The following is a 22,286-nucleotide window of genomic DNA, read 5'->3' as shown; positions in this document are numbered from 1 at the left end:
AAGGAAAAGCCCCATGCTGCCATGGACCACTTATGAGGCAATGTATGATGCGGCCCAGAACCAGCCAGAAGCATTCTGGCTGGAAGCAGCTCAACGCATTACATGGCAGCAACAGCCCGGTATGGCTTGTCGGGCACGGGCGGATGGCTGGCATGACTGGTTCCCCAATGCCACGCTCAATACCTGTTACCATGCCGTGGACAGGCACGTGGAGCAGGGCCACGGCGCGCAGGCAGCCTTGGTCTGGCATTCCTGCGCCACAAAAGAGCGGCAAACCATCACCTATAAGGAATTGCTCGGCAGGGTGGCCGGGTTTGCTGGCGGCCTGCGTGCACTAGGGGTGGAAAAAGGCGACCGTGTCCTGATCGCCATGCCAACCATGATTGAAACAGCCATAGCCATGCTGGCCTGTGCACGCATAGGTGCCGTGCATGTTGTGGTATTTGCCGGTTACGCAGGCCCCGAACTGGCCCGCCGGATTGACGATGTAGCCCCCAAGGTCGTGATTATCGCCAGTTACAGCTTTCAGGGGCAAACCGCCATTCCGTCCGCCCCGGCCCTTAACGTTGCACTCACGCAGGCCACGCATGAGCCGCAGGCATGTATTATCGTGCAGCGCAACGCCTGCCCCGCACCACTTGTGTGCGCGCGGGACCATGACTTCCACACTCTGGAACACTCGCCACCTGTGGCACCCGTCATACTGCGTTCTGAAGACCCGCTCTATATCCTGCATACATCAGGCACAACGGGAACATCGAAGGGCATTGTGCGGGACAATGGCGGGCATGCCGTAGCCCTCGCCCTGTCCATGGAGCTGATCTATGGTTGCAGGAACGAAGATACGTTTTTTACAACGTCTGATCTGGGGTGGGTGGTTGGCCATTCTTACGGTGTTTACGCGCCATTGATCAACGGTTGCACCAGTGTGATTGTGGAAGGTGCTACAACCTCCGCCGCATTGCGCACGCTTTGCCACGAGCACGCAGTGACATGCCTGTTCACGACCCCGACACAAATGCGGCTCCTGCGGCAGGAAAACCGTAACCTGCCCGCACAACCCCCGGCAGCGCTGGCCCGTGTTTTTGTGGCAGGGGAATATGCCGACGCAACATTGCTGGACTGGGCACGCGCATATTTTCAAAAACCCGTGGTCAACCACTGGTGGCAGACTGAAACCGGATGGAGCATTACAGCCCATTTTTTCGGCCTGCCGGAACGCGAGCCCATAACGCTCATGAACGACATAGGACGCCCTGTACCGGGGTTTCATCCAGCTATTGTGCCCTCCGTGCCGGGTGAACCCTGCGGGGAGATTGTTCTTGCACTCCCCCTGCCCCCCGGTTGTCTGGCAGGAGTGTGGCAGAACAGGGTCATCCAGCCACCCACAGCCTGCATTGATGAAACAGGACGGTTTTACCGCACATTTGACGAAGGTATGATTGGCACCGGACGTGCCGTTCACATGCTCGGTCGCTCTGACGATGTTATCAAGGTCGCGGGGCGCCGGATTTCAGGCGTGCAGATCGAAAAAATCATTGCCGCACACCCTGCTGTTCATGCCTGCGCCGTTGTTGCTGTGCCCGATGGGTTGAGGGGACAGCGACCTGTTGCCTATGTGGTGCTTGATACCGCCACACAAAGCATACCTGCGACTGACGAAATTCTCGGGCAGGTTCACCGGGCGCTGGGCCGGTGGGTTGGTCTGAAGGAAGTGCGGTTTGTCCAGCACCTGCCTACAACCGTATCTGGCAAGATCACACGCAGACATCTGCTGGCTCTCTGATATGAACCCTCTCGGCCTCTCCCCCGCCTCATAGAGAAAATATGGAAACTATACGTTTCCATTGTTGTTATTTCTTGCCCATATTTTCGACGGTAATGAAGAACTCAGCGGAACAGCGCATGCCATGCCCCTCCGAGCATGACCGCACTGTTTTTCAAACGAGTTTGTTATGAACAACCGGAGTATGATCCCATGAAATACAGCCTTCTTTCTCTCCCTGCCGCAGCTCTTGCCTTTGGCCTGCTTGCTGGCAATCCGGCCTTTGCGCAGGTTGTTACCAACGCCACGCAGGCACAGTCCGGCACGTATGATGTTGAACCGGGGCACACACAGGTCGGTTTTTCCGTTCTGCATTTTGGTTTCACCAATTATCTTGGTGTATTCTCCAACGTTTCGGGCACACTGACGCTGAACACCAAGACCCCATCTGCTTCCAGGCTGTCCGTGACTATTCCGGTTGATTCCGTGCAGACAACCAGCGCCAAGCTCAATGATGAGCTCAAGGGTGACCAGTGGTTCGATGCTGCAAAGTTCCCCAATGCCACGTTTGAATCCACATCTGTCCGCATTACCGGCCGGAATGATGCGGTTGTGACCGGCAACCTGACCCTGCACGGCGTCACACAGCCTGAAACCCTGAAAGTGCATTTTATCGGTGCGGGCGTAAACGCACTGGACAAGAAATACACCACCGGGTTTGAAGCCACCGGCACCATCAAGCGCAGCGATTTTGGCGTAAAAATGTACGTGCCCTACGTGTCGGATGAAGTGCAGCTGCGCATTGCCGGCGCGTTTGAAAAACAGGGCTAAATACCATGCCAACGCCCGCACGCGCAGCGAGCGGGACCACGCGGTATTCCACAGTCGCGATCATCCTTCACTGGTTGATCGCGCTGGGAATACTGGCCCTGATCGCGATGGGTCTGGTCATGGACCATCTCCACCTCGATACGATGCGTGTGTTCCAGCTCTATCAGCTGCACAAATCCATCGGCATTAGCGTGATGTTCCTGATCTTGCTGCGTATTGGCTGGCGCCTGACGCACCAAGTTCCAGCTTTGCCGGGCGATATGCCGTCGATTGAAAAAACAGCCGCGCATCTTGCCCATACCGCACTTTATGGCCTGCAGGTGCTGCTACCCCTGAGTGGCTGGGCGATGGTTTCTGTCTCAGTGCTGGGTATTCCGACCGTGCTGTTCGGCACAGTGCCATGGCCGGACCTTCCCGCGCTTTCGACCTTGTCTGACAAGGCACCGGTCGAAACCGCGCTGAAGATGATCCACCATTGGGCTTCGTGGGGATTGCTGGCTCTGATCATGCTGCATATTGCAGCCGCTCTCAGGCATCAGTTCGTGCTGCACGACCATGTTCTTCGTCAGATACTACCGTCCTTTCGTGCATCCTCCACACCTCGCCACAAGGGAGAAACCCCATGAAGGCCTTTCACAAGTTTCTGCCAGTCGCTACTGTAGCGGGTCTCCTGCTCTCAGTCCCGACCTTTGCTGCCGACTGGACACTTACTGCGGGCAACGGCACGCTGGGCTTTGCCGGGACCCAGACCGGCCGGGCATTCGAAGGGCATTTCGGGAAATATGATGGCACGATCTCGTTTGATCCGGCCCACCCTCAAGCGGGTCACGCAAAGATCAGCATCGACATGGCCAGCGCCACAACAGGGGACAGCCAGCGTGATGGCGCCCTGCCCGGACATGACTGGTTTGACACCAAAGAATTTCCGTCAGCACTTTTCGAAGTAAAAGACTTCAAGGCCAAAGGCGGCAACGCCTATGACGCCGAAGGCACATTGACCATTAAAGGGGTCAGCAAACCCGTTACCCTTCCCCTCACCATCGACATTGCAGGGTCCGCCCTGCATGCCAAAGGTCATCTTCAGCTCGTCCGCTCCGCATTCAATGTGGGTATTGGTCCCTGGACCACGGGCCAGTGGGTGGCACTCGAAGTAGGCGTAGATGTTGATGTTACGGCGCATGGCGGCTGAAACGCCAGATGTTCTTCGCACGCCCATCTGGTTGAACATCCGCCCTGCTGCGACGATAGCAGGTTCATGACATCCCTGCCCTCACATCGCGGCCCAGAAACCGGCAGCGGGCTTCTCGCCTTGCCTGCCGGTTCTTCTGTGTCTGGGGGCTGTCTCACGTTCCCATTACCGGCAGAACTCTAGCCTCGCGGTCAGACCCATTCCCTTCAGGCAGAACAGAGCTGCGGGAAAAGTCTAATGACTATATAGCTATTTTTTAGACCGCTTGGCCCATAATCAGCCCACCTGAAACCACCCAATTTGCCAGCCTCCCATGCACACTGTCTCTTTGGTGGCTGGGCCAACTCACACCCACAATAGACAATAAATGGAAACATTGTGTTTATTCCATTTCTATTTATTGCACATTTAAAGGCTCTTAAAAACAGGCACCGGCAGCACAGAACCCGCTGCTTTTCTTTTGATGAAAGATATGCCGCCATGACTTCATCTCTCCTGCGAGACCTGGTCCTCCTTGCATCCCGCCTGCTCCTTGCCACGCTTTTTGTCCTGATGGGCTGGGGAAAACTGACTGGTTTTTCAGGCACAGTTGCTTACATGACGGCAACAGGCGCGCCTTTGCCTTACCTGTCCTCCATTATGGCCATTCTGGTTGAACTGAGTCTGGGCCTGTTTGTTGCACTGGGGCGCCTGACCTCACCCATTGCTATTCTTTTCGCGCTCTACACGATCGTCACGGCGTTGATCGGCCACCATTACTGGACATTTTCAGGCATGGAGCGGTACGACATGTGGATTCATTTTTATAAAAATTTCAGTATTTCTGGTGGATTTCTGGCCCTTGCAGCTGCGGGTCCCGGCCGTTTTTCGCTTGATGCCGTGATGAAAAACGCCTCTGCGGGCACTTCACGCATAAAATCCTGAAACTACTCCATACCAAAATCGGAAACTGAGCGTTTCCAGCTTTGACCTATCCATCCCTTACACAGGACGTATCGTCATGGCGTTTCTGAACACGTTACGGAAACTGTTTTCAACACCAACGGAGGATTCCAAGGTGGCTAAAGTTCTTGTTCTTTATTACTCCTCTTACGGACACATCGAAACCATGGCCAATGCCGTGGCCGAAGGGGTCCGGGCCGCGGGTCTAGAGGTCGATATCAAGCGGGTTCCGGAACTGGTGCCTGAAGATGTTGCCAGGGCACACCACTTTAAAACGGAGCAGGGCGCACCGGTTGCAACAACGGACGACCTACCCAATTATGACGCGATCATTATTGGTGCCCCCACGCGGTTCGGGCGTCTTCCTGCCCAGATGGCAAATTTTTGGGACCAGACCGGCGGGCTGTGGCTCAAAGGGGCACTGATCGGCAAGGTTGGCGCTGTCTTTACCTCAACCGCATCCCAGCATGGCGGGCAGGAGACAACCCTGTATTCCCTGATGTCCAACCTGATCCACCACGGCATGCTCATTAGTGGTCTGCCCTACAGCTTTCAGGGCCAGCTCAAGCTGGATGAAGTGACTGGCGGTTCACCTTACGGTGCCACGACGATTGCCGCGGGTGACGGGTCACGCCAGCCAAGTGCTAACGAACTGGACGGGGCCAGATTCCTCGGTCAGCACGTTGCGGGAATTGCAAAAAAACTGAGCTGACAACACATTGGTAGGCCACGGGCCTGCCACCTCTTCCCGTATCGGTTCCATGCTGATACGGGGAGTTTTATTGATATGACGTTATTTATCGGTTTTTGAACCCACACTGATCAATAGGAACGCTGGGTAATTAAACGCACCCGACCCATTCGGCCTGGCCAAAGCATTCCACCAGATAGTCAAGCAGCGCTGTCACCCGCACGGGCCTGAGCGAACTGGACGGTGTGACCAGATACAGCGCTATGGCTGGAGCCTCCCAATCGGGTAATACCCGTTCAAACTGGCCGGACGCCAATCCTTCCCCCACCATAAATTCAGGGAACACACCAAACCCCAGACCTGCGGCAAGAGCAGGCAGAAAAGCCACGGCATTATCCGCCCGGAAGCGGGATGTTTGCGTTAGAACAAACTCGTTCCCGCTTTTAATCTGCCGGAGCCGAACTTTTCCGGGGGCGGAGGTATTGGTGTAAACAAAACTCTTCTGCCCCTCCAGATCACGCGGATGAGTAGGACGCCCTACCCGGTCCAGATACTCGGGGCTCGCCGCCAGCAGCAGCCGGACTTCACACAGTTTGCGGGCCCGCAGGGATGAATCTGCAAGGGAGGCAATACGCAATGCAACATCATACCCATCGGCCACAAGGTCCACGAGTGCATCACTAAAATCAACCGTGATATCAATATCCGGATACTGTGCGAGAAAAGCAGGCAGAACGGGGGACAGATGGCGGATGCCAAATGTCATGGGAGCTGCAATCCTGATAAGACCGGATGGGCGCTGTGTGCCCCCTCTGGCCTCTGTTTCCGCTGCCTCTGCTTCTGCCAGAATACGGTTGGCATGCCCCAGTAGCGTTCGCCCTGTTTCTGTCAGAGAGATATGGCGGGAATTACGGCTGAAAAGTGCTACCCCAAGAGCCTGCTCCAAGCGCCCTATGGCTTTGGAGACAGTGGGTTTTGAAAGCTGGATGTCTTCTGCCGCTCTGGCAAACGACCCCAGTTCAGCCACTTTTGCAAAAATAGCCCATGCTTCAAAGTCAGGAAGGCGCATGATATTGCCCTGAGAAACAGTTGATGGTTACAGTTTCCATATCTTATTTTAAGCCGCCTGTCGCCATGCTGTATGCCAAAATCAGAAACAATACCTTTCCATGATTGCCATATATAATATCCTGCACTGCGAATAACCTGATCCCAGAAAAACATCACACGACTGATCAGGAGAAAACAGACCATGATTGAAGTCCGTCCCTACAACGAACTCGGCCACGCCAACCATGGCTGGCTGGATGCAAAACACCACTTTTCCTTCGCCAATTATTACGATCCCGCACGCATGAACTGGGGCGCTCTACGCGTCTGGAATGATGATACCATTGCCCCGGGCACGGGCTTTGGCACTCACCCGCATGAGAACATGGAAATCATTACCTATGTGCGGGAAGGTGCGATTACACATCAGGATAGTCTGGGCAACAAAGGGCGCACTGTTGCGGGGGATGTGCAGGTTATGTCCGCAGGCACCGGGATCCGGCACAGCGAACATAATCTGGAGGATGAAACCACCCGTATCTTCCAGATCTGGATCATGCCGAACCGGGCAGGGCATGCCCCATCATGGGGCACCCGCGCTTTTCCAAAAGACGACCGTGCAGGCAGGTTCGTTACTCTGGCATCGGGTTACCAGAATGACGGTGACGCCCTTCCCATTCACACCGATGCACGCGTGCTGGGTGCAACGTTGAGGAAGGACGAGGCCACCGAATATCATCTGGGCATCGAAAAGCTGGCCTACCTTGTCGTTGCCAAAGGCGCTGTCGAGATAGAGGGCCAGACCGTGCACGAGCGTGATGGCGCTGCAATTGCGGATACGGATACCCTCAAGGTGCGGGCACTCACAGACGCAGAAGTGGTTCTGGTTGATACAGCTCCATAAGGGTGGGCAGAGCAGTGCTCCGCTCCCCTTATCCGTAACGCATGATCAGAGAATATGATCTGCAAGCCGCGTTTTAGGGGGGCGTATGGTCTGGCCCCAACCGCCCCCTAAGGTCTTGTACAAGGTCACACTGTTAGAGAGAGCCTGAAGCTGCGTCGTAATCGCGCTTAATTGCGCCGTATAGAGTGCTCTCTGTGCCACAAGCGTCTCCAGATAAGGGTCATACCCGGCTTTGTAGCGCTGCAACGCCAGAGCATACTGCCGCTTGTTGGCGGCAACGGCGTTTTGCTGTGCGGTTGTCTGCCGCACATATGTTTCCCGCCCGATCAGGGCATCTGCCACCTCCCGGAAGCTCTGCTGAATAGCTTTTTCATACCGCGCTATTTCCTCACGTTTGCGACTATGGGCCTGCTTTAACTGAGCCATTAAGCGGCCTGCATCAAACAAGGGTACGGTAATCTGCGGCGCTACGTTCCATGCCCCCATACCGCTCTGGAACAGGCGCGTGATATTGTTGCTTGCCGTGCCATTGGCAGCAGTAATTTGAATTTTCGGGAAAAATTCGGCACGGGCCGCACCAATGTCATCATTGGCAGCGCGCAGTTCAGCTTCCGCAGCACGAATATCCGGCCGACGTGCAATCATATCCGAAGGTAAACCTGCCGGCACATCAGGAAAAGCACTGACAGAATCAAGGGATGCTCGTGTGTTGAGAGATTGCACGGTCGCATTCGATAACGGTATCCCCACAAGGAGGGTCAACTGGTTAAACGCTTCGGCCTTCTGGCGGGTGTAAATCTCAACATTCGTTTCCACATCATGCAGGGCAGATTCAGACTCCGCAACATCCAGTTGCGTTCCGGTGCCAATATCCGCCGTCTGCCTGACCAGATCGTAGGTGTGCTGCCTATTGGCAAGAACCGCCTGTGTTAAAGCCAGTGCCTGCGTATTGGCCACCCAGTTCAACATGGCCGTTGCCACACTGGAAATAATGCTCAGGCGCATGGCCTGCTGGTTCAGCGCACTGGCCATATAGTGATCAAACGAGGCCCGAGACGCACTGCGTATGCGCCCCCACAGGTCTACCTCGTAGGCGGAAACACCAAACCCCACAGCGTATTGCCGCATGTAAATCGGCTCATTCGTTTGTGAGAGGCTCCAGATATGAGAGTTCATTTTCTGGATATTGGCACCGGCAGTGCCATTGAGTGTTGGAAAGAGAGCCGCGTTTTCTATATCAAACTGGGAACTGACAGCCGCAGCCTGCTGCTGGGCTATACGCAGGTCGCGGTTATTCTCCAGCGCGCTCGCAATCAGGGTTTGCATCACCGGATCCCGATAAAAAGACCGCCAGTCCTGCAGGAGCGCAGAGGCATCCTGCCCTGCAACGCCCTTCCCCTGCCCCTGTGGCCAGCCATCGGCAACAGGAGCCTCCGGTTTGTGATAGTGCGGGATCATGGTGCAGCCACCAAGAAGAGCCAGCAGCAGCGCTCCACATACAGAAGAACACCGCACGATCAGAGCACCTTCAGCGATTTGTCGAGTTGAGGGGCCACAATGCTTCCCTCATGCAAGGCAGAAGGCGGATGGACCACAAGCTGGCTGCCATCGGGCAAACCATCCAGAATTTCCAGGTGATCGCCATAATCCCGACCAATCCCGACCTTGCGGACCACAACCTTGTTATCTGCCTCAACAGTTTCCACAGACAGGCCATCGGCCTCGTAGTTGAGTGCTTCTGATGGCACCATAATAACGGGAGCTGCCCGTGGCAGGTCAAAATGGATTTCCGCGTACAATCCGGCTGTCAGGCGGTTGTCATGATTATCAATTTCGATTTCAACAGGCAGCATACGGCTCCCCGGTTCCAAGGCATGGCCTGTGCGCGTTACTGTGCCTGTAAAGGTCTGGCCCGGACGCTCCGGCACCACAATGGAGGCCGGCTCACCCACTTTAACAGTCAGTGCGGCATCTTGTGGAACGTGAACACGCACACGCAGCCGATCCGTGCGTGTTACCACAAACAGGGGGCGTGCAGTGGCGTTATCGGCACTGACCAGATCGCCTGCTTCAATATTTCTGGCCGTCACCACACCGTCATAAGGTGCCGTTACTGTTGTGTAGGCCTGACGTTGTGCGCTTTCCGCCAGAACGGCATCGGCTGCTTTCTGTTCGGCCTGCCGGGCATTTTGTGTCAGCCGATCGACATCGAAATTTTGCCGGCTAACAGCCCCTCCCCCAACCAGACCACTGGAGCGGTGGGCAGTAATCTGCGCCAGAGCCAGATTGGCGCGCGCCTGCGCCAGCGTGGCCTGTGCCTGCTCAACGCGATGATCAAGCTCAGGCGCCCGAATAATGGCCAGAACCTGCCCTGAGCGCACAGGTGTTCCAATATCGACAAACCGCTTCTCAATATAGCCCGAAGCACGGGCACCAATGGGTGTGGTTTCAATCCCTACTGTCTCGCCCGGCAGGTCCAGGGGCAGAGGTTGTGTGGAGGCTCGCGCGATCATGGTCCGTACATCCGGAACCTGCCGGGCGCGTTCCTCTGCTGTTGCCGTGACCGCATGCGCACGCTCGATATGGGCGTAAACGCCATAGCCAACAGCAACCATAACACCCAGCCCTGCCACCAGCCCCGCAGAAAGAGGGCGACGACCTGCGCCGGAACGGGAGAGAGTGGAATCAGACATTCTCGTATTCCTCAAGCATGCGGCTTTTACGGCGGCGCAGACGGCTATAGAGCCACGGGACAACAAAAAGGGTGGTGCAGGTACCAATCATCAACCCACCGATGACGGCGCGGCCCAGAGGTGCGTTCTGCTCACCACCATCCCCCAGACCGAGGGACATCGGCAGCATGCCAATGACCATGGCCAGCGATGTCATCAAAATGGGCCTCAGGCGCTCCCGCCCGGCTTCCATGGCGGCCTCCATGGCGTTCATGCCATGGGCACGGCTTTCCTTGGCAAACGTGACAAGCAGGATGGAATTCGCACTCGCCACGCCAACGCTCATGATCGCCCCCATGAGTGAGGGCACGGAGAAGGTTGTTCCCGTAACGAAAAGCATGAGCACAATGCCGCACATGGCACCCGGCAGCCCCAGTATGACCACCAGCGGGTCCATGAAAGACTGGAAGTTCACGACCATCAGCAGATAAACCGCAACCGCCGCCACCAGCAGGCCGATTTCAAGACGCGTGAACGATGTGTTCATGCTATCAATCTGCCCTGCCACCTCAATGCTGTTGCCGGGTTTCAGTTCTTTTTTATGGCGCTCGATAATCTTCCCAATATCCCGGGCAATACTGCCAAGGTCACGGTCCTCCGCACTGGCGTCTATATCCAGAACCGGCTGGATATTGCTGTGGGAGATCACGTCTGGCGCAACCGTGCGCTCAATGGTTGCCACATTCCTCAACAGGGTTGGAATGGCAGCGGCCTGTGACGCATTACCTGCCACGACCAGTTTGCCCAGATCATCAACAGTGTTGACCTGATACTGCGGCGTCTGCACGGCAACCGGGTAAAGTGTGCCCATCTGCGGGTCAGGCCAGAAGTTGGGTGTAACCGTGTTGGATGACGCCTGAGAGACCATGACGCTACGCGCCACATCGTTCAGCACCAGATTAAGATCCTGTGCGCGTTCGCGGTCGATCGCAATGTTCAGCGCCGGGGCGGCTAACTGCTGGTGCAGGTGCACATCCACCAGGCCGCGTACATGGCGCATGTCCTCCATAATCCGGCCCATGACCACACGGTTGTTCGCCTGATCATACCCCGTGATCCGCACGTCAATCTGGGATGTGAGCCCAAAATTCAGGATCTGCGTCACCATGTCAGCAGGCTGGAAATAGAACACAACATCGGGGAAGCGCTTGGCCAGAACCGTGCGTAAACGGTTGATATACTGTGCGGTGGGCCGATGGTTTTCCTTCAGTGCCACCATGATCTGCCCATCATTCGGGCCAATGGTCGAACCATCATCAAACGGCATGGAATAACGAAAGGGAATGCCGATATCATCAAGCACCATTTCCCGCTCGTTTTGGGGAACCACCTCCCGAATGGTGTTCTCAACCTGATCAAAAATCCGCTCTGTCGTTTCAATCCGCGTTCCGGCAGGCGCGCGGACATGAAGCTTGAACTCCCCTGCATCAATGCTGGGAAAAAAGTCCTGCCCCACCTGCGTTGCAAGAAGCACTGCGCCCAGAACAAAAGCGCCGCCTATGGCCGGGACTTTCCACGCGCTGTGCATGAGGCCGGACAATGTTTTTTCATAACGGTGGCGCAGGCGCTCGAACCGGGAATCAAATTGCGTGCCAAAACGCTCAAAGATGGTGGGGGGCTTTCCCGCTGCCTGACGCCGCTTTTTAGCCTGATCTTCCGAACGGAGAAGTAGGGCAGCAAAGATTGGCACAAGCGTCCGGCTAATGGCGTACGACGCCAGCATGGCATACACCACGGCAAGCGCCATGGGGGTAAACAGGAAGCGCGATGGCCCCGTCAGAAACTCCACGGAGACGAACACACAGGAGATAGCCAGTGTGGACACAAGCGTGGGCAACGCAATGCCCGCAGCACCATCCAGCACGGCTTTACGCAAGTCGGCTCCGTCATGATGCAGGCGGTGGATGTTCTCAATCGTCACCGTCGCATCATCGACCAGAATACCCACGGCCAGCGCAAGACCGCCCAATGTCATCAGATTCAAGGTCTCTCCGGTGGCGGAGAGAATGGCGATGGATGACAGAATGGCAAGTGGAATGGAGACCGCCACAATTAGCGTGGAGCGCCAGCTTGCCAGAAAGGCAAGGATCATGGCCGCTGTAAGCAGACCAGCGATTACAGCTTCCGATGCCACGCCCTTGATAGCCGCTTTTACGAACAGGGATTGATCAAACAGTTCATCAATCTTCATGCCCGGAGGCGCTGCAGCGCGCGAAATGGGCAGAACCGTGTCGCGCATGGCGTTGACAACCGCGAGCGTGGACGCGTTCCCGGCTTTCATGATCCGCAACAAAACCGAGCGCTGCCCTTCCCGGCGGACCACATTATGCTGCACCTCCCAGCCATCACGGACCTGCGCAACGTCACGGATACGGATGATAGCCCCCGTATTCGGGTCTTTGCGCAGCGGAATGTTGTTAAGCTGCTTTGAAAAATACGGGATGCCGTTCATCTGGATGTTGTATTGGGATGGCCCGAATTTTACCGTGCCACCCGGGAGTGTCAGGTTCTGGGCGTTAATGGCGTTGGAGACATCCAGCGGGCTAATTTTCATTGCCTGCAATTTGGTCGGGTCAATATCAACCATGATCTGCCGGATCTTGCCGCCATGTGGCGGGGGCAGAAGCGTGCCGGGGACAGGCGCCATCTGCTGCCGCAGACGATACACGCCGTAATCATACAACTCGCTTTCCGTCAGCTTGTCAGAAGAGAGGGAGAGCTGGAGGACCGCCACGCTGGACGCACTGTACTGCATGATAATGGGCGGCTGAACACCTGGCGGCAACTGCGCGCGGATAGATTGCGTGGCCGAAACGGTCTGCCCAAGAGCAACTCCGATGTCCACTCCCGGCTGGAAATACAGCTTCTGCAGCACAAGACCCGGTGTGGTCTGGCTTTCGATCGTCCGCAGATTATTGACAAAAAAGCTGTGCGAGAACTCTGTATAAGTACTGATGCGTTTTTCGGTTTCCGGTGCCGAAAGGCCATCATAGTACCAGACAACAGTCACGACCGGAATATCAATATTGGGGAAAATATCGGTCGGTGTGCGGAATATGGAAGAAATACCCAGAAGAAGAACAAGTATGGCAGCAACGATAAATGTATAGGGCTTCCGCAGCGCAAGACCAACAATGCCCATATCGTCTGAAAATCCTGTTTTTAACCGAGAGCGCACGCAGCCATGATGATTTTGTCCTGAAGACAATCAATCATCTTGGAATGTACACTGCACATTTATGGAACAATTAGAGGCACAGAATATTCATAAACCACATAATGAGACTAGTGGGTTTTTTTCGAACATGATGATGAGGCAAATTCATCAATCATAGCCACTGAGATCAAAATCTGGCTTATTCGCCTCGCGCCCACCCTGCCGGGAATATCCTTGAGATGAAATGCGGTATGGTTATAAAAACAAAGCAGGATAAACAAAACCATATTCCAAATGGATTACAAAAATATTTTTAAAATAATTGATGAAGCTATATTCCCATCCGATTTTTCCATACGCGTAAATGTACAATCCATGTTGCGTTGTAGAGTGTATTCTGTTTCTGACGGTGAAAAAACCAAGGTTGTTTATCAAAAAGAATATGGTTCAAAAATTGTGGGAGTGACGTTTTGCGATGATCTTGTTGAACACTCCTTAACTGAGGTTCTTGAGTATTTAGAAAACACCCATAAAATTGAAGTCGATAAAGAAAACACATAGGGTAAGCATCCTGCTCTCAGCCTGTTGCACCTGAGCCAATTGCCTACGGATGCGATGTAAATACTGGTAAACACAACAGCATAGCTTTCTGCGGCAATGCCCCCTTCCTTGAGACGATCCCCAACATTCTTAGCGAAATGCAGCATTAGCAGGTCCGACTGAACCAAACTGCTACGTACTACGCCGTATGACAGCAATAAGGTTCCCTGCCCAATGCAGAAAGCCGTGTGTTGCGATTCCGCAACGGTGTGCAAAATAGGCAAGGCTGATATGTTTTTTTATGTCATTTCTATGTCGAAATGTAATACGGAGGACGAGTAATAATTCTTTACAAGTGGGACATGAAATATGCGATTAGCACGCCGCTTTTCTCTGCTTGCCTCCACACTCTGCACCGTTTTGCCTTCGCTTTCTGTGGCAGAAACGACCGGAACGGCTACGACGCATCGGAAAGCTTCACACGAACATTCCGCTAAAATAACGAACGAATCGACCGCTCGCGTTACTACGCCAACTTCAACATCTTCTGCCCGTAAAAAGGATAACACCAAGGCATTGTACGCCGCGGACGTTGAAACCGTTAATGTTTCAACCGGCACGCATTCCACCAACCGCAAGGCAAGGCAAAGCTCATCCCCTGTAACCGTATTAACGGCAGCAACATTGCGCCGCTCCGGTCAGGTTAATCTGGCTGATTCATTGGTGCGCACATACGCATCAATCAACGTGCAGGCCATGGCGGCAGATAGTGCTGCGCTAACATCCTCAATCCAGATGCGTGGCCTTAACCCGAACGAAGTGCTGGTTCTTGTCGATGGCAAGCGCCGCCATTCCACGGCGAACATTGTTGCGGACGCAGGCCCCCAGTTTGGTTCGACCGGTGTCGACTTAAATATGATCCCGGCAAATGCCATTGATCATATTGAAGTACTGGAAGATGGCGCTGCCGCTATGTACGGTTCAGATGCCATAGCGGGCGTTGTAAACATTATCACCAAAAAAGATGACCACGGCCTGCATATGTCAGCCCAGACCGGGGCCAATGCCTATAATGGTGATGGTTGGCAGTATCAGCTGAACGCAGATGGCGGTTTAAAGCTGGGTGAGGATGGTTATATCCACCTTTCAGGCCAGATCACACATACAGATCATTACGTTGTCAAAACCAAAGACCACCGGCTCTTGGGGTATTGGCCCGATGGTGCGACCACCACAGGTTATTATAATGGTGTGGTGGCCAACGCCATGAAGTTGCCGCTTGATTCCAACAAAATCATGAGCACCCCGGAAGAAACGCGGGAAAACCTTGCTATTGATTTTGGCAAAAAAATTAACGACGACATTCAGTTCTATGGCCTGATCACTTACGCGCATCGCTATGGCGAGGCATACGAAAACTACCGTATTCCCACCATTGCTCCAACTTATTATCCTTCAGGTTTTTCACCGCTCGAAACCATCCGCGAGAACGACTACGCCGCGACAATCGGCCTTAAGGGCGATGATTTTTTTGGCTTTGACTGGGATCTGAGCACCACCTACGGCGCTGACGAAACCAAAATCGGCAATAAAAACACCGCTAATACCGGCATGCTGTCGTCCGACTGTTCTCTGGATAGCACATCGGCCAATTATTCATCCCTCGGCTGCGGCTGGACACCGACCAACGTGCGCGCAGAAACATACAGGCTTGCGCAATGGACCAATAACCTCGACTTCCGGCGGCACTTCAACATCGCTCAAAAAGTGCCAATGCTGCTGGCTTTTGGCGCTGAACACCGGTTGGAAACATACGACCTAACAGCGGGTGACGCGGCTTCCTACCTTCTGGGTGGCACGCAGGGCTATGCAGGCATTGGCCCGCAGAGCGCTGGAAGCTGGAGCCGTGACATCTGGGCCGGCTACGTGGATGGAGACTTCCATCCGCTTAAAAACTGGGACCTGGATTTTGCCGGGCGCTTTGAGCACTATACGGACGTCGGCAATGCGGAAAACGGCAAGGTTTCCACCCGTTATGATGTGACGCGGCGCATTGCCTTCCGTGGAACCATCAGCACGGGTTTCCGTGCCCCTACCCTGCCGGAACAGCATTATTCCGCCATGAACGTGGACCCCAACGGTGCTTCCGGCCTGTTGCCTGTTGATTCGGCGGCAGCCCGCACACTGGGCGCCAGCAAGCTTAAACCGGAACGTTCCGTCAGCGCCAGCGGTGGTGTTGTGATTGAACCTATCCGCGGCCTCCATGTTGAAGCAGACGTTTACCAGATCAACCTGCGTGACCGTATTGTTGGTGGGGGCACGGTCAATGGTAACAGCGCTATTTCGGCCATTGAGCAGCTTGGTTATCTGCTTCCTTCCAATGGTCTGATTGCCGACAACGTATCTGCATACTTCATGACCAACGGCGCCAGCACCCGCACACAGGGGTTGGATATTAAAGCCGATTATACCTTCCGCTTCCGCACGGCCGGCACTCTGGCGCTGACACTGGCGCTTGATCTCAACCGCACCCGTCTGCACCACAATGCACTGGATACAAATGGTAATCCTTTGCTGAATGCACAGAACATTTCCTACATCACAACGGCCTACCCACGTAGCAAGATTATCCTGAACGCATTCTACCGTTACAAAAACTGGGACTTTAACGTGCGTGAAACCCGGTATGGCGAAACAACGTCCATGCTGACCTACTATGACTGGCAGAACCAGAACACACCCTGCGCAAGTGGAGGAAAGCTAGCTTACTCGAATACCTGCTTCAACCAGTTCAAGAACACACCGCGTTGGATGACAGATATTGAAATTGGCTACCGCTTTAACAAAAACTGGCACATGGCGGTTGGTGTTAACAATATTTCCGATGTCAAACCCCGCATGGTTGCGCAGATCAACAACTCCCGTGGCGCGCAGCCTTACGACCAGTTTTCCCTTCAGGTGCCAATCACCGGTGCCTACTACTACGGCCGCCTGAACGCGGACTTCTAAAACATATTATGGATGACGTCTGTTTTTTCAAACGTCATCCATATTTGTCGGTTTGGCTTTTGTTGAACCGTGAGTAAAAGAAAAAGCAGGGATACTCAATGGCAAGTCCATCAAACACCCATTCACAAACACGGCGGCAACTTTTGAGCCGCATTGGTACGTTGGCGGGAAGTGTGGCACTGTATCAGGCCATGACCAGCATGGGCCATGCAATGGGCACGGATTTTTCAGGTCCACCCAAATTATCTGGCGCAAAAAAAGGAACGTCAGTTCTGGTGCTGGGTGCTGGCCTTGCAGGTATGCTGAGTGCGTACGAACTGCGCAAAGCGGGCTATAATGTCAAAATCATTGAATTCCAGACACGCAGCGGTGGCCGCAACCTCAGCCTGCGTGGAGGAGACACAGTAACCGAGCTGGGTGGTGCAACTCAAAAGGTTGGCTTTGCACCGGGGAATTACATAAACCCTGGCCCGTGGCGTATTCCCTACCATCATCAGGGGCTTTTGTACTACTGCCGTGAATTTGGTGTGCAACTGGAACCCTTTATTGAGCTGAACCATAATAGCTGGCTCCATTCGACGGGTTCTTTCGGTGGCAAAGCCGTGCGCTACCGGGAGCTGGCTGCGGATTTTACCGGCTTTACGGCAGAGCTTCTGGCCAAAGCCGTGGACCAGCATAAACTTGATGATCTGGTTACCCCTGATGAGGTGGCGCATCTGAAAGATGCCATGCAGGGCTGGGGCGCCCTCACCCCGGAACTGGCTTACACAAAGGGCAACATCAGCTCGTTACGCCGCGGATTTGAAAAGCCACAAGGGGGCGGACTGAACGGAGCCCCGATCCCTTCTGACCTGATGAACCGGGGAGAAATCTGGAAATCCGGTCTATGGAACTGGATGGCATTCCACGAGCGGCTGGATATGCAGACAACGATGTTCCAACCCGTAGGGGGGATGGACAACATTGGTAAGGCTTTTACCAGACAGGTAAAGGACCTGCTGCAACTCAACTGCAAGGTCACGGCCATTCATCAGGATGATCATGGCGTCAGTGTTACCTATAACGACATGCAGCATGGTGGTGTGGTTCGTCAGGCAAAGGCTGATTATTGCGTTTGCACAATTCCCCTGTCCATTCTGTCACAGCTGGATGTGCAGGTAAGCGACGGTATGAAAGCCGCCATTGGTGCAGTGCCCTATGCTTCTTCCGTTAAGCTTGGCCTGGAATTCAAACGCCGTTTTTGGGAGGAAGATGACCAGATTTACGGTGGCATCAGCTTTACGGATCAACCTATCAGTCAGATTTCCTACCCGAGCCACGGCATTTTTTCCAAGGGACCGGCAGTGCTGCTTGGCGGCTATATGTTTGGCCCTGCGGCATATGACTTTGCAGGAATGTCGCCTCAGGAACGGCTGGAACAGGGTATAAAGCAAGGGCTGGCTTTTCATCCTCAATACCGGAAGGAATTCCTCAATGGCGTGAGTTTCGCATGGAGCCGGGTGCCATGGACTTTAGGGTGCTGCTCGATGTGGAGCGAAGAAGCACGCAAAACACACTATAAAACGCTGTGTTCCATTGACCAGAGGGTGGTTCTGGCGGGCGAGCATGCATCGTATGTCGGGTGCTGGCAGGAAGGTGCCATCCTATCCGCGCTTGATGCGGTCACACGTTTGCATAAACGAGCCCTGGGAGCAGCCTGATGCGAAAATTTCTTCTTTTGTCGGCGCTCGTGGCTGCTACGGCACCAGCAGGTTTTGCACGGGCAGACAGCGCGAGTGCAATTTCTGGTAAAATGGAAGCCTTGCCATCGGGCGAGGCAGTCTACCGCCACATCTGCCAGAGCTGCCACATGGCAGAGGGTCAAGGCGCTGTTGGTGCCGGGGCGCAAATCCCTGCTTTGGCCCATAATCCGCGCTTGCAGGTTGCCAGCTACCCTGCAACCGTTATCCTTAACGGATATGGAGCCATGCCGTGGTTTTCCGGTTTGTTGAATGACAAACAGATTGCGGATGTGGTGGACTATATTCGTACACATTTTGGCAACCATTACACAGATAAACTTAACCCGTCAGAGGTCGCTCTTATGCGCCCACACCTGACAGCCGAGGAGCAATAAGACTATGCGTGTATTCAAGGCCGGAAGGGTTTCTGCCCTTTTTGCAACAACTGTTCTGGCGGCGTCCGTATCCTTTGCACAAGCGCATGCTCAAAGTGACATTGTAAGGCATAACGAAGCCACTTTTCCTATTGCTTCAGCTATTGAAGTGCCTGCTGGTTCTTCCACCATCTACCTGAGCGGCATGGGCGCCCCTGTCGTCGATACGAAAGCACCGCAGAAAAGTCTGGAAGCGTATGGTGACATGGCCACACAGACGGAAGGAGCTCTCAAACGAATAGAGGAGACACTTGCAGGCATGGGGCTGACCATGGGCGACGTGGTGCAGATGCATGTTTTCATGGTGGCGGACGCAAAAACCAAAAAGCTTGATTTTGAAGGCATGATGAAAGGCTACACTAAGTTTTTTGGCACCGCGTCACAGCCCAACCTGCCGGTTCGCTCTGCTTTTGGTGTTGCGCAACTCGCCAACCCAGGGTGGCTGGTAGAAATTGAGGTTACCGCGGTCAGGCCGTCTCACCACTAACAACGCAAGACATGCTCACAAGTCGAGAGAGTTGTGAGCATGTCAAAAATCGTATTTTGGTTCATAATTGCCTAGTTAAATTAAGACCAAAAGCAATACACTCTCATTGCGATGAGACCATAACCCTGCTTAATCAATAATATGCTGTATATTAAAGGCTTCACAAATAATCTCAATTTTATCACCGATTTGTATTTCCATTTGTATGCACAATCCCCCATCGATGTCATACGCTTTAACTTCATTTATCGAGACACTCGCGCCCCATGGGTGTTTTCTGGGGCAGGTCAGTTTTTTGACTCTATCTGCCACCAAGATTACTGGCCCCTCTCCAGTATTGAGACGACAAGACAACAAACCCGATCGCCAATCCAACGTTAACTGGATTAAGCTAGAATCATGCAATTCACGTACCTCACATTAACTCCTATAAAAAACGGGATTCCGGAAATCCTAGTGGAATTGAATGTTTATTAATGCCCGGAAGTGTCCCAAAAGAAGTTTTTATGTTTATCTATAGAAAATTAGAAGCAACTCTGCCCCTCTCTTCTGGCTACAGACCAGATTAGACGCTATTAGAACTTAATCAAGCCATGGTGGCAGGATGAATAAATTGGATTACAAGCCTTTCCCCAAGTTCATCAAAGAGTTCGTCGAACAGAATATTAAAGTCGATTGGGGGGACTTGGCATGGGCCTTGTCTAACCACTGGCTTGATGTGAGCTCAATTGCAGAATTAGCTGAGGTTCTCGCTCTGAAAAATGAATATTTATATACCTCATTAGCTATCGCTAGAATAAACAATGATGAACCAGCCCTAAAGACATTGGTCTTTCAGCAAGCGTAGAAATATACGGTTCCCGATGAATTGATACGCGAACGCTGAATGTTATTAGCTGTTAGATGGTTTACCTTTAGCTGACATTAGGGAATAACGATCTCGCTACCTGATTTCACCCGGTCCAGTGTGATAAGAGAACGGTATTTGGCTATGAAATCATTTTGAGCAAAAATTCTACGCGTTATTTGTTCATATGCCTTCACATCGGCAGTAACGATAATTAGCACAAAACTAATACCTCCCGTTACGTAATAACATTGCTGAACTTCAGGCGTTGATTTAAATAGATTTTTTGCCAAATCTACAGTTTCTATACGTTCATCCCTTAGATGAACTTCAACAATAGCCGTAATGTTCATATCAACAGCATGCACATCTAGGACAGCAGAATTTTGCTTGATAATGCCGCTCTTTTCCATAGCGGCAATACGTCTTTGCACAGCGGCGGCTGAAAGATGAACAATATCCGCAATCTGCCGTTGCGGTGTTTTATTGTCTTTTTGAACAATGCGCAGGATTGCCCTGTCAAACTTGTCCAGTGGTTTCGTTATGGTCTTTTTATTCATGAGTGAGTTTTTGTTGCATTTTAAGGGTAAATCAAGAGCACAAAAATCATTTTCTCGGTGATATGTCTCTTTTTAAGGAGATAACGTTGTGAGCAGTGTGGAAACAGAAAAGCGCCTTCAAAGCATCTACAATATCCCTTTGGGCACGTTATGCGGTGTTGGTGCAGGTGCATTATGGGGGTTGGTATTTCTTGCCCCCGAACTTGTGCGAGATTTTACTCCTCTTGAACTGGCTATAGGGCGCTTTCTAGCCTACGGGATAATTGCTTTTGTAGTCATTATACCCCGTTGGCCCATACTCACATCAAGCCTTGACAAACAGGACTGGCGCGCTCTTTTCTGGCTTTCTTTATTTGGAAATACTTTATATTATATTCTACTTTCCAAAGCAATACAGAGTGGCGGGATAGCATTGACCTCCTTGGTAATAGGATTTCTTCCTGTCGCCGTCACGATTATTGGGAGCCGCGACAAAGAGGCCATCCCTCTTATAACTCTCTTCCCATCACTTCTTCTGTGTTGCGCAGGTGCAGTTTGTATTGGCTGGCAAGCCCTTAAAGCGCCTGAGGCGACACATCAGACAAGTATGGGGTTGTTATGGTCCGTTGCCGCACTTTTGTCTTGGACCACCTATGCCGTCGGCAATAGTCGCAGTCTTGCCCGCCTAAGCACAGTATCAATTCATGATTGGAACCTTCTTGTGGGTCTTGTCACTGGCGCTCAGGCCATTTGTCTTATCCCCGTTGCGCTCCTCCTTGGCCACTTAAAGCACGATCTCACCTCATGGGGTAGGTTTGTGGAGGTCTCTACGGCAGTTGCAATCATTGCCTCCTTTTTTGGCAATGTTTTATGGAACCAAATGAGCCGTTTACTTCCTTTGACCATGACGGGACAGATGATTCTTTTTGAAACGCTTTTTGCCCTTATCTACGGTTTTCTCTGGGAACATCGGTGGCCGCGTCCCATTGACGTGGCCGCATTTACATTCATTGTTTGTAGTGTAATGACATGCGTATCAGTGCATCGAAAACATCATCGCGCTCTCAATAACGCTGCAACCGCATCACACAAAAGTGGAGTATAAAATTGTGACACTTATTTCTTTCGATGATTTTCAGAAGACTGATATTCGCGTAGGTACCATAATTGAAGTTGACCCTTTTCCAGAAGCACGGAAACCGGCATGGAAACTGAAGATTGATTTTGGCCCTGACATTGGATTAAAAAAATCTAGTGCTCAAATTACGGATTTATATACTTCTGTTGATTTAATTGGCCGACAAGTGGCCTGTGTTGTGAATCTCTCACCTCGGCAGATTGGGCCGTTTATTTCGGAAGTCTTGACGCTTGGGTTTTATGATACCCAGAAGAACGTCGTGCTGATTGAACCTGAACGTCAAGTCCCCAATGGTAGTCGATTGTTTTAA

General features: G+C 52.9%; 20 protein-coding genes. 15 read left to right on the top strand and 5 right to left on the bottom strand.

What is annotated here, in order from left to right; translation table 11 throughout:
• The first annotated feature begins 13 nt into the window (after positions 1–13).
• The 6 genes from LKE65_RS09440 to wrbA all read left to right on the top strand — a co-directional run bounded on the left by LKE65_RS09440 (position 14) and on the right by wrbA (position 5,439).
• Complete coding sequence (locus LKE65_RS09440) at positions 14–1,786, top strand: AMP-binding protein (RefSeq protein ID WP_278741139.1); 1,773 nt, start codon at positions 14–16, stop codon at positions 1,784–1,786.
• Between the two features lie 192 nt (positions 1,787–1,978).
• The gene (locus tag LKE65_RS09435; RefSeq protein WP_165925846.1) at positions 1,979–2,596 is read left to right on the top strand and encodes a YceI family protein; all 618 of its coding nucleotides are present in this window, start codon (positions 1,979–1,981) and stop codon (positions 2,594–2,596) included.
• Positions 2,597–2,601: 5 nt separating this feature from the next.
• Positions 2,602–3,222 carry a cytochrome b gene (locus LKE65_RS09430; RefSeq protein WP_278741138.1) on the top strand — a complete coding sequence of 207 codons (621 nt, stop codon included), beginning with the start codon at positions 2,602–2,604 and terminating at the stop codon, positions 3,220–3,222.
• The gene (locus tag LKE65_RS09425) at positions 3,219–3,785 is read left to right on the top strand and encodes a YceI family protein (RefSeq protein ID WP_278741137.1); all 567 of its coding nucleotides are present in this window, start codon (positions 3,219–3,221) and stop codon (positions 3,783–3,785) included. The genes LKE65_RS09430 and LKE65_RS09425 overlap by 4 nt, the downstream gene beginning before the upstream one ends.
• A gap of 480 nt (positions 3,786–4,265) precedes the next feature.
• The gene (locus LKE65_RS09420; protein WP_278741136.1) at positions 4,266–4,709 is read left to right on the top strand and encodes a DoxX family protein; all 444 of its coding nucleotides are present in this window, start codon (positions 4,266–4,268) and stop codon (positions 4,707–4,709) included.
• A gap of 133 nt (positions 4,710–4,842) precedes the next feature.
• On the top strand, positions 4,843–5,439 hold the full coding sequence (gene wrbA, locus LKE65_RS09415; RefSeq protein ID WP_253529641.1) for an NAD(P)H:quinone oxidoreductase: 597 nt from the start codon (positions 4,843–4,845) through the stop codon (positions 5,437–5,439).
• A 130-nt stretch (positions 5,440–5,569) separates the two neighbouring features.
• Here the strand turns inward: wrbA and LKE65_RS09410 are convergent, their stop codons facing one another.
• Positions 5,570–6,487: a LysR family transcriptional regulator gene (locus LKE65_RS09410; protein WP_086646853.1), complete on the bottom strand. Its 918-nt coding sequence runs from the start codon at positions 6,485–6,487 to the stop codon at positions 5,570–5,572.
• Positions 6,488–6,670: 183 nt separating this feature from the next.
• Here LKE65_RS09410 and LKE65_RS09405 point away from each other — a divergent pair, with 183 nt between their 5' ends.
• Positions 6,671–7,372 carry a pirin family protein gene (locus tag LKE65_RS09405; protein ID WP_278741135.1) on the top strand — a complete coding sequence of 234 codons (702 nt, stop codon included), beginning with the start codon at positions 6,671–6,673 and terminating at the stop codon, positions 7,370–7,372.
• A gap of 45 nt (positions 7,373–7,417) precedes the next feature.
• On the opposite strand, the gene LKE65_RS09400 is transcribed toward LKE65_RS09405, so the two are convergent.
• The 3 genes from LKE65_RS09400 to LKE65_RS09390 are packed head-to-tail and all read right to left on the bottom strand — an operon-like array spanning position 7,418 to position 13,246.
• On the bottom strand, positions 7,418–8,887 hold the full coding sequence (locus LKE65_RS09400) for an efflux transporter outer membrane subunit (protein WP_278741134.1): 1,470 nt from the start codon (positions 8,885–8,887) through the stop codon (positions 7,418–7,420).
• A 2-nt stretch (positions 8,888–8,889) separates the two neighbouring features.
• On the bottom strand, positions 8,890–10,065 hold the full coding sequence (locus tag LKE65_RS09395; RefSeq protein ID WP_278741133.1) for an efflux RND transporter periplasmic adaptor subunit: 1,176 nt from the start codon (positions 10,063–10,065) through the stop codon (positions 8,890–8,892).
• Complete coding sequence (locus LKE65_RS09390; RefSeq protein ID WP_278741132.1) at positions 10,058–13,246, bottom strand: efflux RND transporter permease subunit; 3,189 nt, start codon at positions 13,244–13,246, stop codon at positions 10,058–10,060. Before LKE65_RS09390 ends, LKE65_RS09395 begins: the two co-directional genes overlap by 8 nt.
• Before the next feature lie 309 nt (positions 13,247–13,555).
• Between LKE65_RS09390 and LKE65_RS09385 the strand changes: the two genes are divergently transcribed.
• The 6 genes from LKE65_RS09385 to LKE65_RS09360 all read left to right on the top strand — a co-directional run bounded on the left by LKE65_RS09385 (position 13,556) and on the right by LKE65_RS09360 (position 20,299).
• On the top strand, positions 13,556–13,822 hold the full coding sequence (locus LKE65_RS09385) for a hypothetical protein (protein WP_278741131.1): 267 nt from the start codon (positions 13,556–13,558) through the stop codon (positions 13,820–13,822).
• 348 nt (positions 13,823–14,170) lie between these two features.
• Entirely contained in the window at positions 14,171–16,810 is a 2,640-nt protein-coding gene (locus LKE65_RS09380; RefSeq protein WP_095350545.1) for a TonB-dependent receptor plug domain-containing protein, read from the top strand.
• Between the two features lie 98 nt (positions 16,811–16,908).
• Positions 16,909–18,510 (top strand): flavin monoamine oxidase family protein, encoded by a 1,602-nt coding sequence (locus tag LKE65_RS09375; protein ID WP_278741130.1) that lies wholly within the window; start codon positions 16,909–16,911, stop codon positions 18,508–18,510.
• Positions 18,510–18,926 (top strand): c-type cytochrome, encoded by a 417-nt coding sequence (locus LKE65_RS09370; RefSeq protein ID WP_086647248.1) that lies wholly within the window; start codon positions 18,510–18,512, stop codon positions 18,924–18,926. The genes LKE65_RS09375 and LKE65_RS09370 overlap by 1 nt, the downstream gene beginning before the upstream one ends.
• Before the next feature lie 4 nt (positions 18,927–18,930).
• Complete coding sequence (locus LKE65_RS09365) at positions 18,931–19,452, top strand: RidA family protein (RefSeq protein ID WP_278741129.1); 522 nt, start codon at positions 18,931–18,933, stop codon at positions 19,450–19,452.
• A gap of 613 nt (positions 19,453–20,065) precedes the next feature.
• Positions 20,066–20,299: a DUF2247 family protein gene (locus tag LKE65_RS09360; RefSeq protein WP_278741128.1), complete on the top strand. Its 234-nt coding sequence runs from the start codon at positions 20,066–20,068 to the stop codon at positions 20,297–20,299.
• Between the two features lie 77 nt (positions 20,300–20,376).
• On the opposite strand, the gene LKE65_RS09355 is transcribed toward LKE65_RS09360, so the two are convergent.
• Positions 20,377–20,859 carry an Lrp/AsnC family transcriptional regulator gene (locus tag LKE65_RS09355; RefSeq protein ID WP_165925856.1) on the bottom strand — a complete coding sequence of 161 codons (483 nt, stop codon included), beginning with the start codon at positions 20,857–20,859 and terminating at the stop codon, positions 20,377–20,379.
• Between the two features lie 88 nt (positions 20,860–20,947).
• On the opposite strand from LKE65_RS09355, the gene LKE65_RS09350 reads away from it, so the two are divergent.
• Positions 20,948–21,943, top strand: coding sequence for a DMT family transporter (locus tag LKE65_RS09350; protein ID WP_341461191.1), 996 nt, complete (start codon positions 20,948–20,950; stop codon positions 21,941–21,943).
• Between the two features lie 4 nt (positions 21,944–21,947).
• Complete coding sequence (locus LKE65_RS09345; RefSeq protein WP_278741126.1) at positions 21,948–22,286, top strand: tRNA-binding protein; 339 nt, start codon at positions 21,948–21,950, stop codon at positions 22,284–22,286.

The sequence above is a fragment of the Acetobacter fabarum genome, assembly GCF_022483405.1.
GTDB classification, from domain to species: domain Bacteria; phylum Pseudomonadota; class Alphaproteobacteria; order Acetobacterales; family Acetobacteraceae; genus Acetobacter; species Acetobacter fabarum.
Note: the sequence above shows the minus strand (reverse complement) of the source record. Positions and strands in the feature narration are given on the sequence as shown.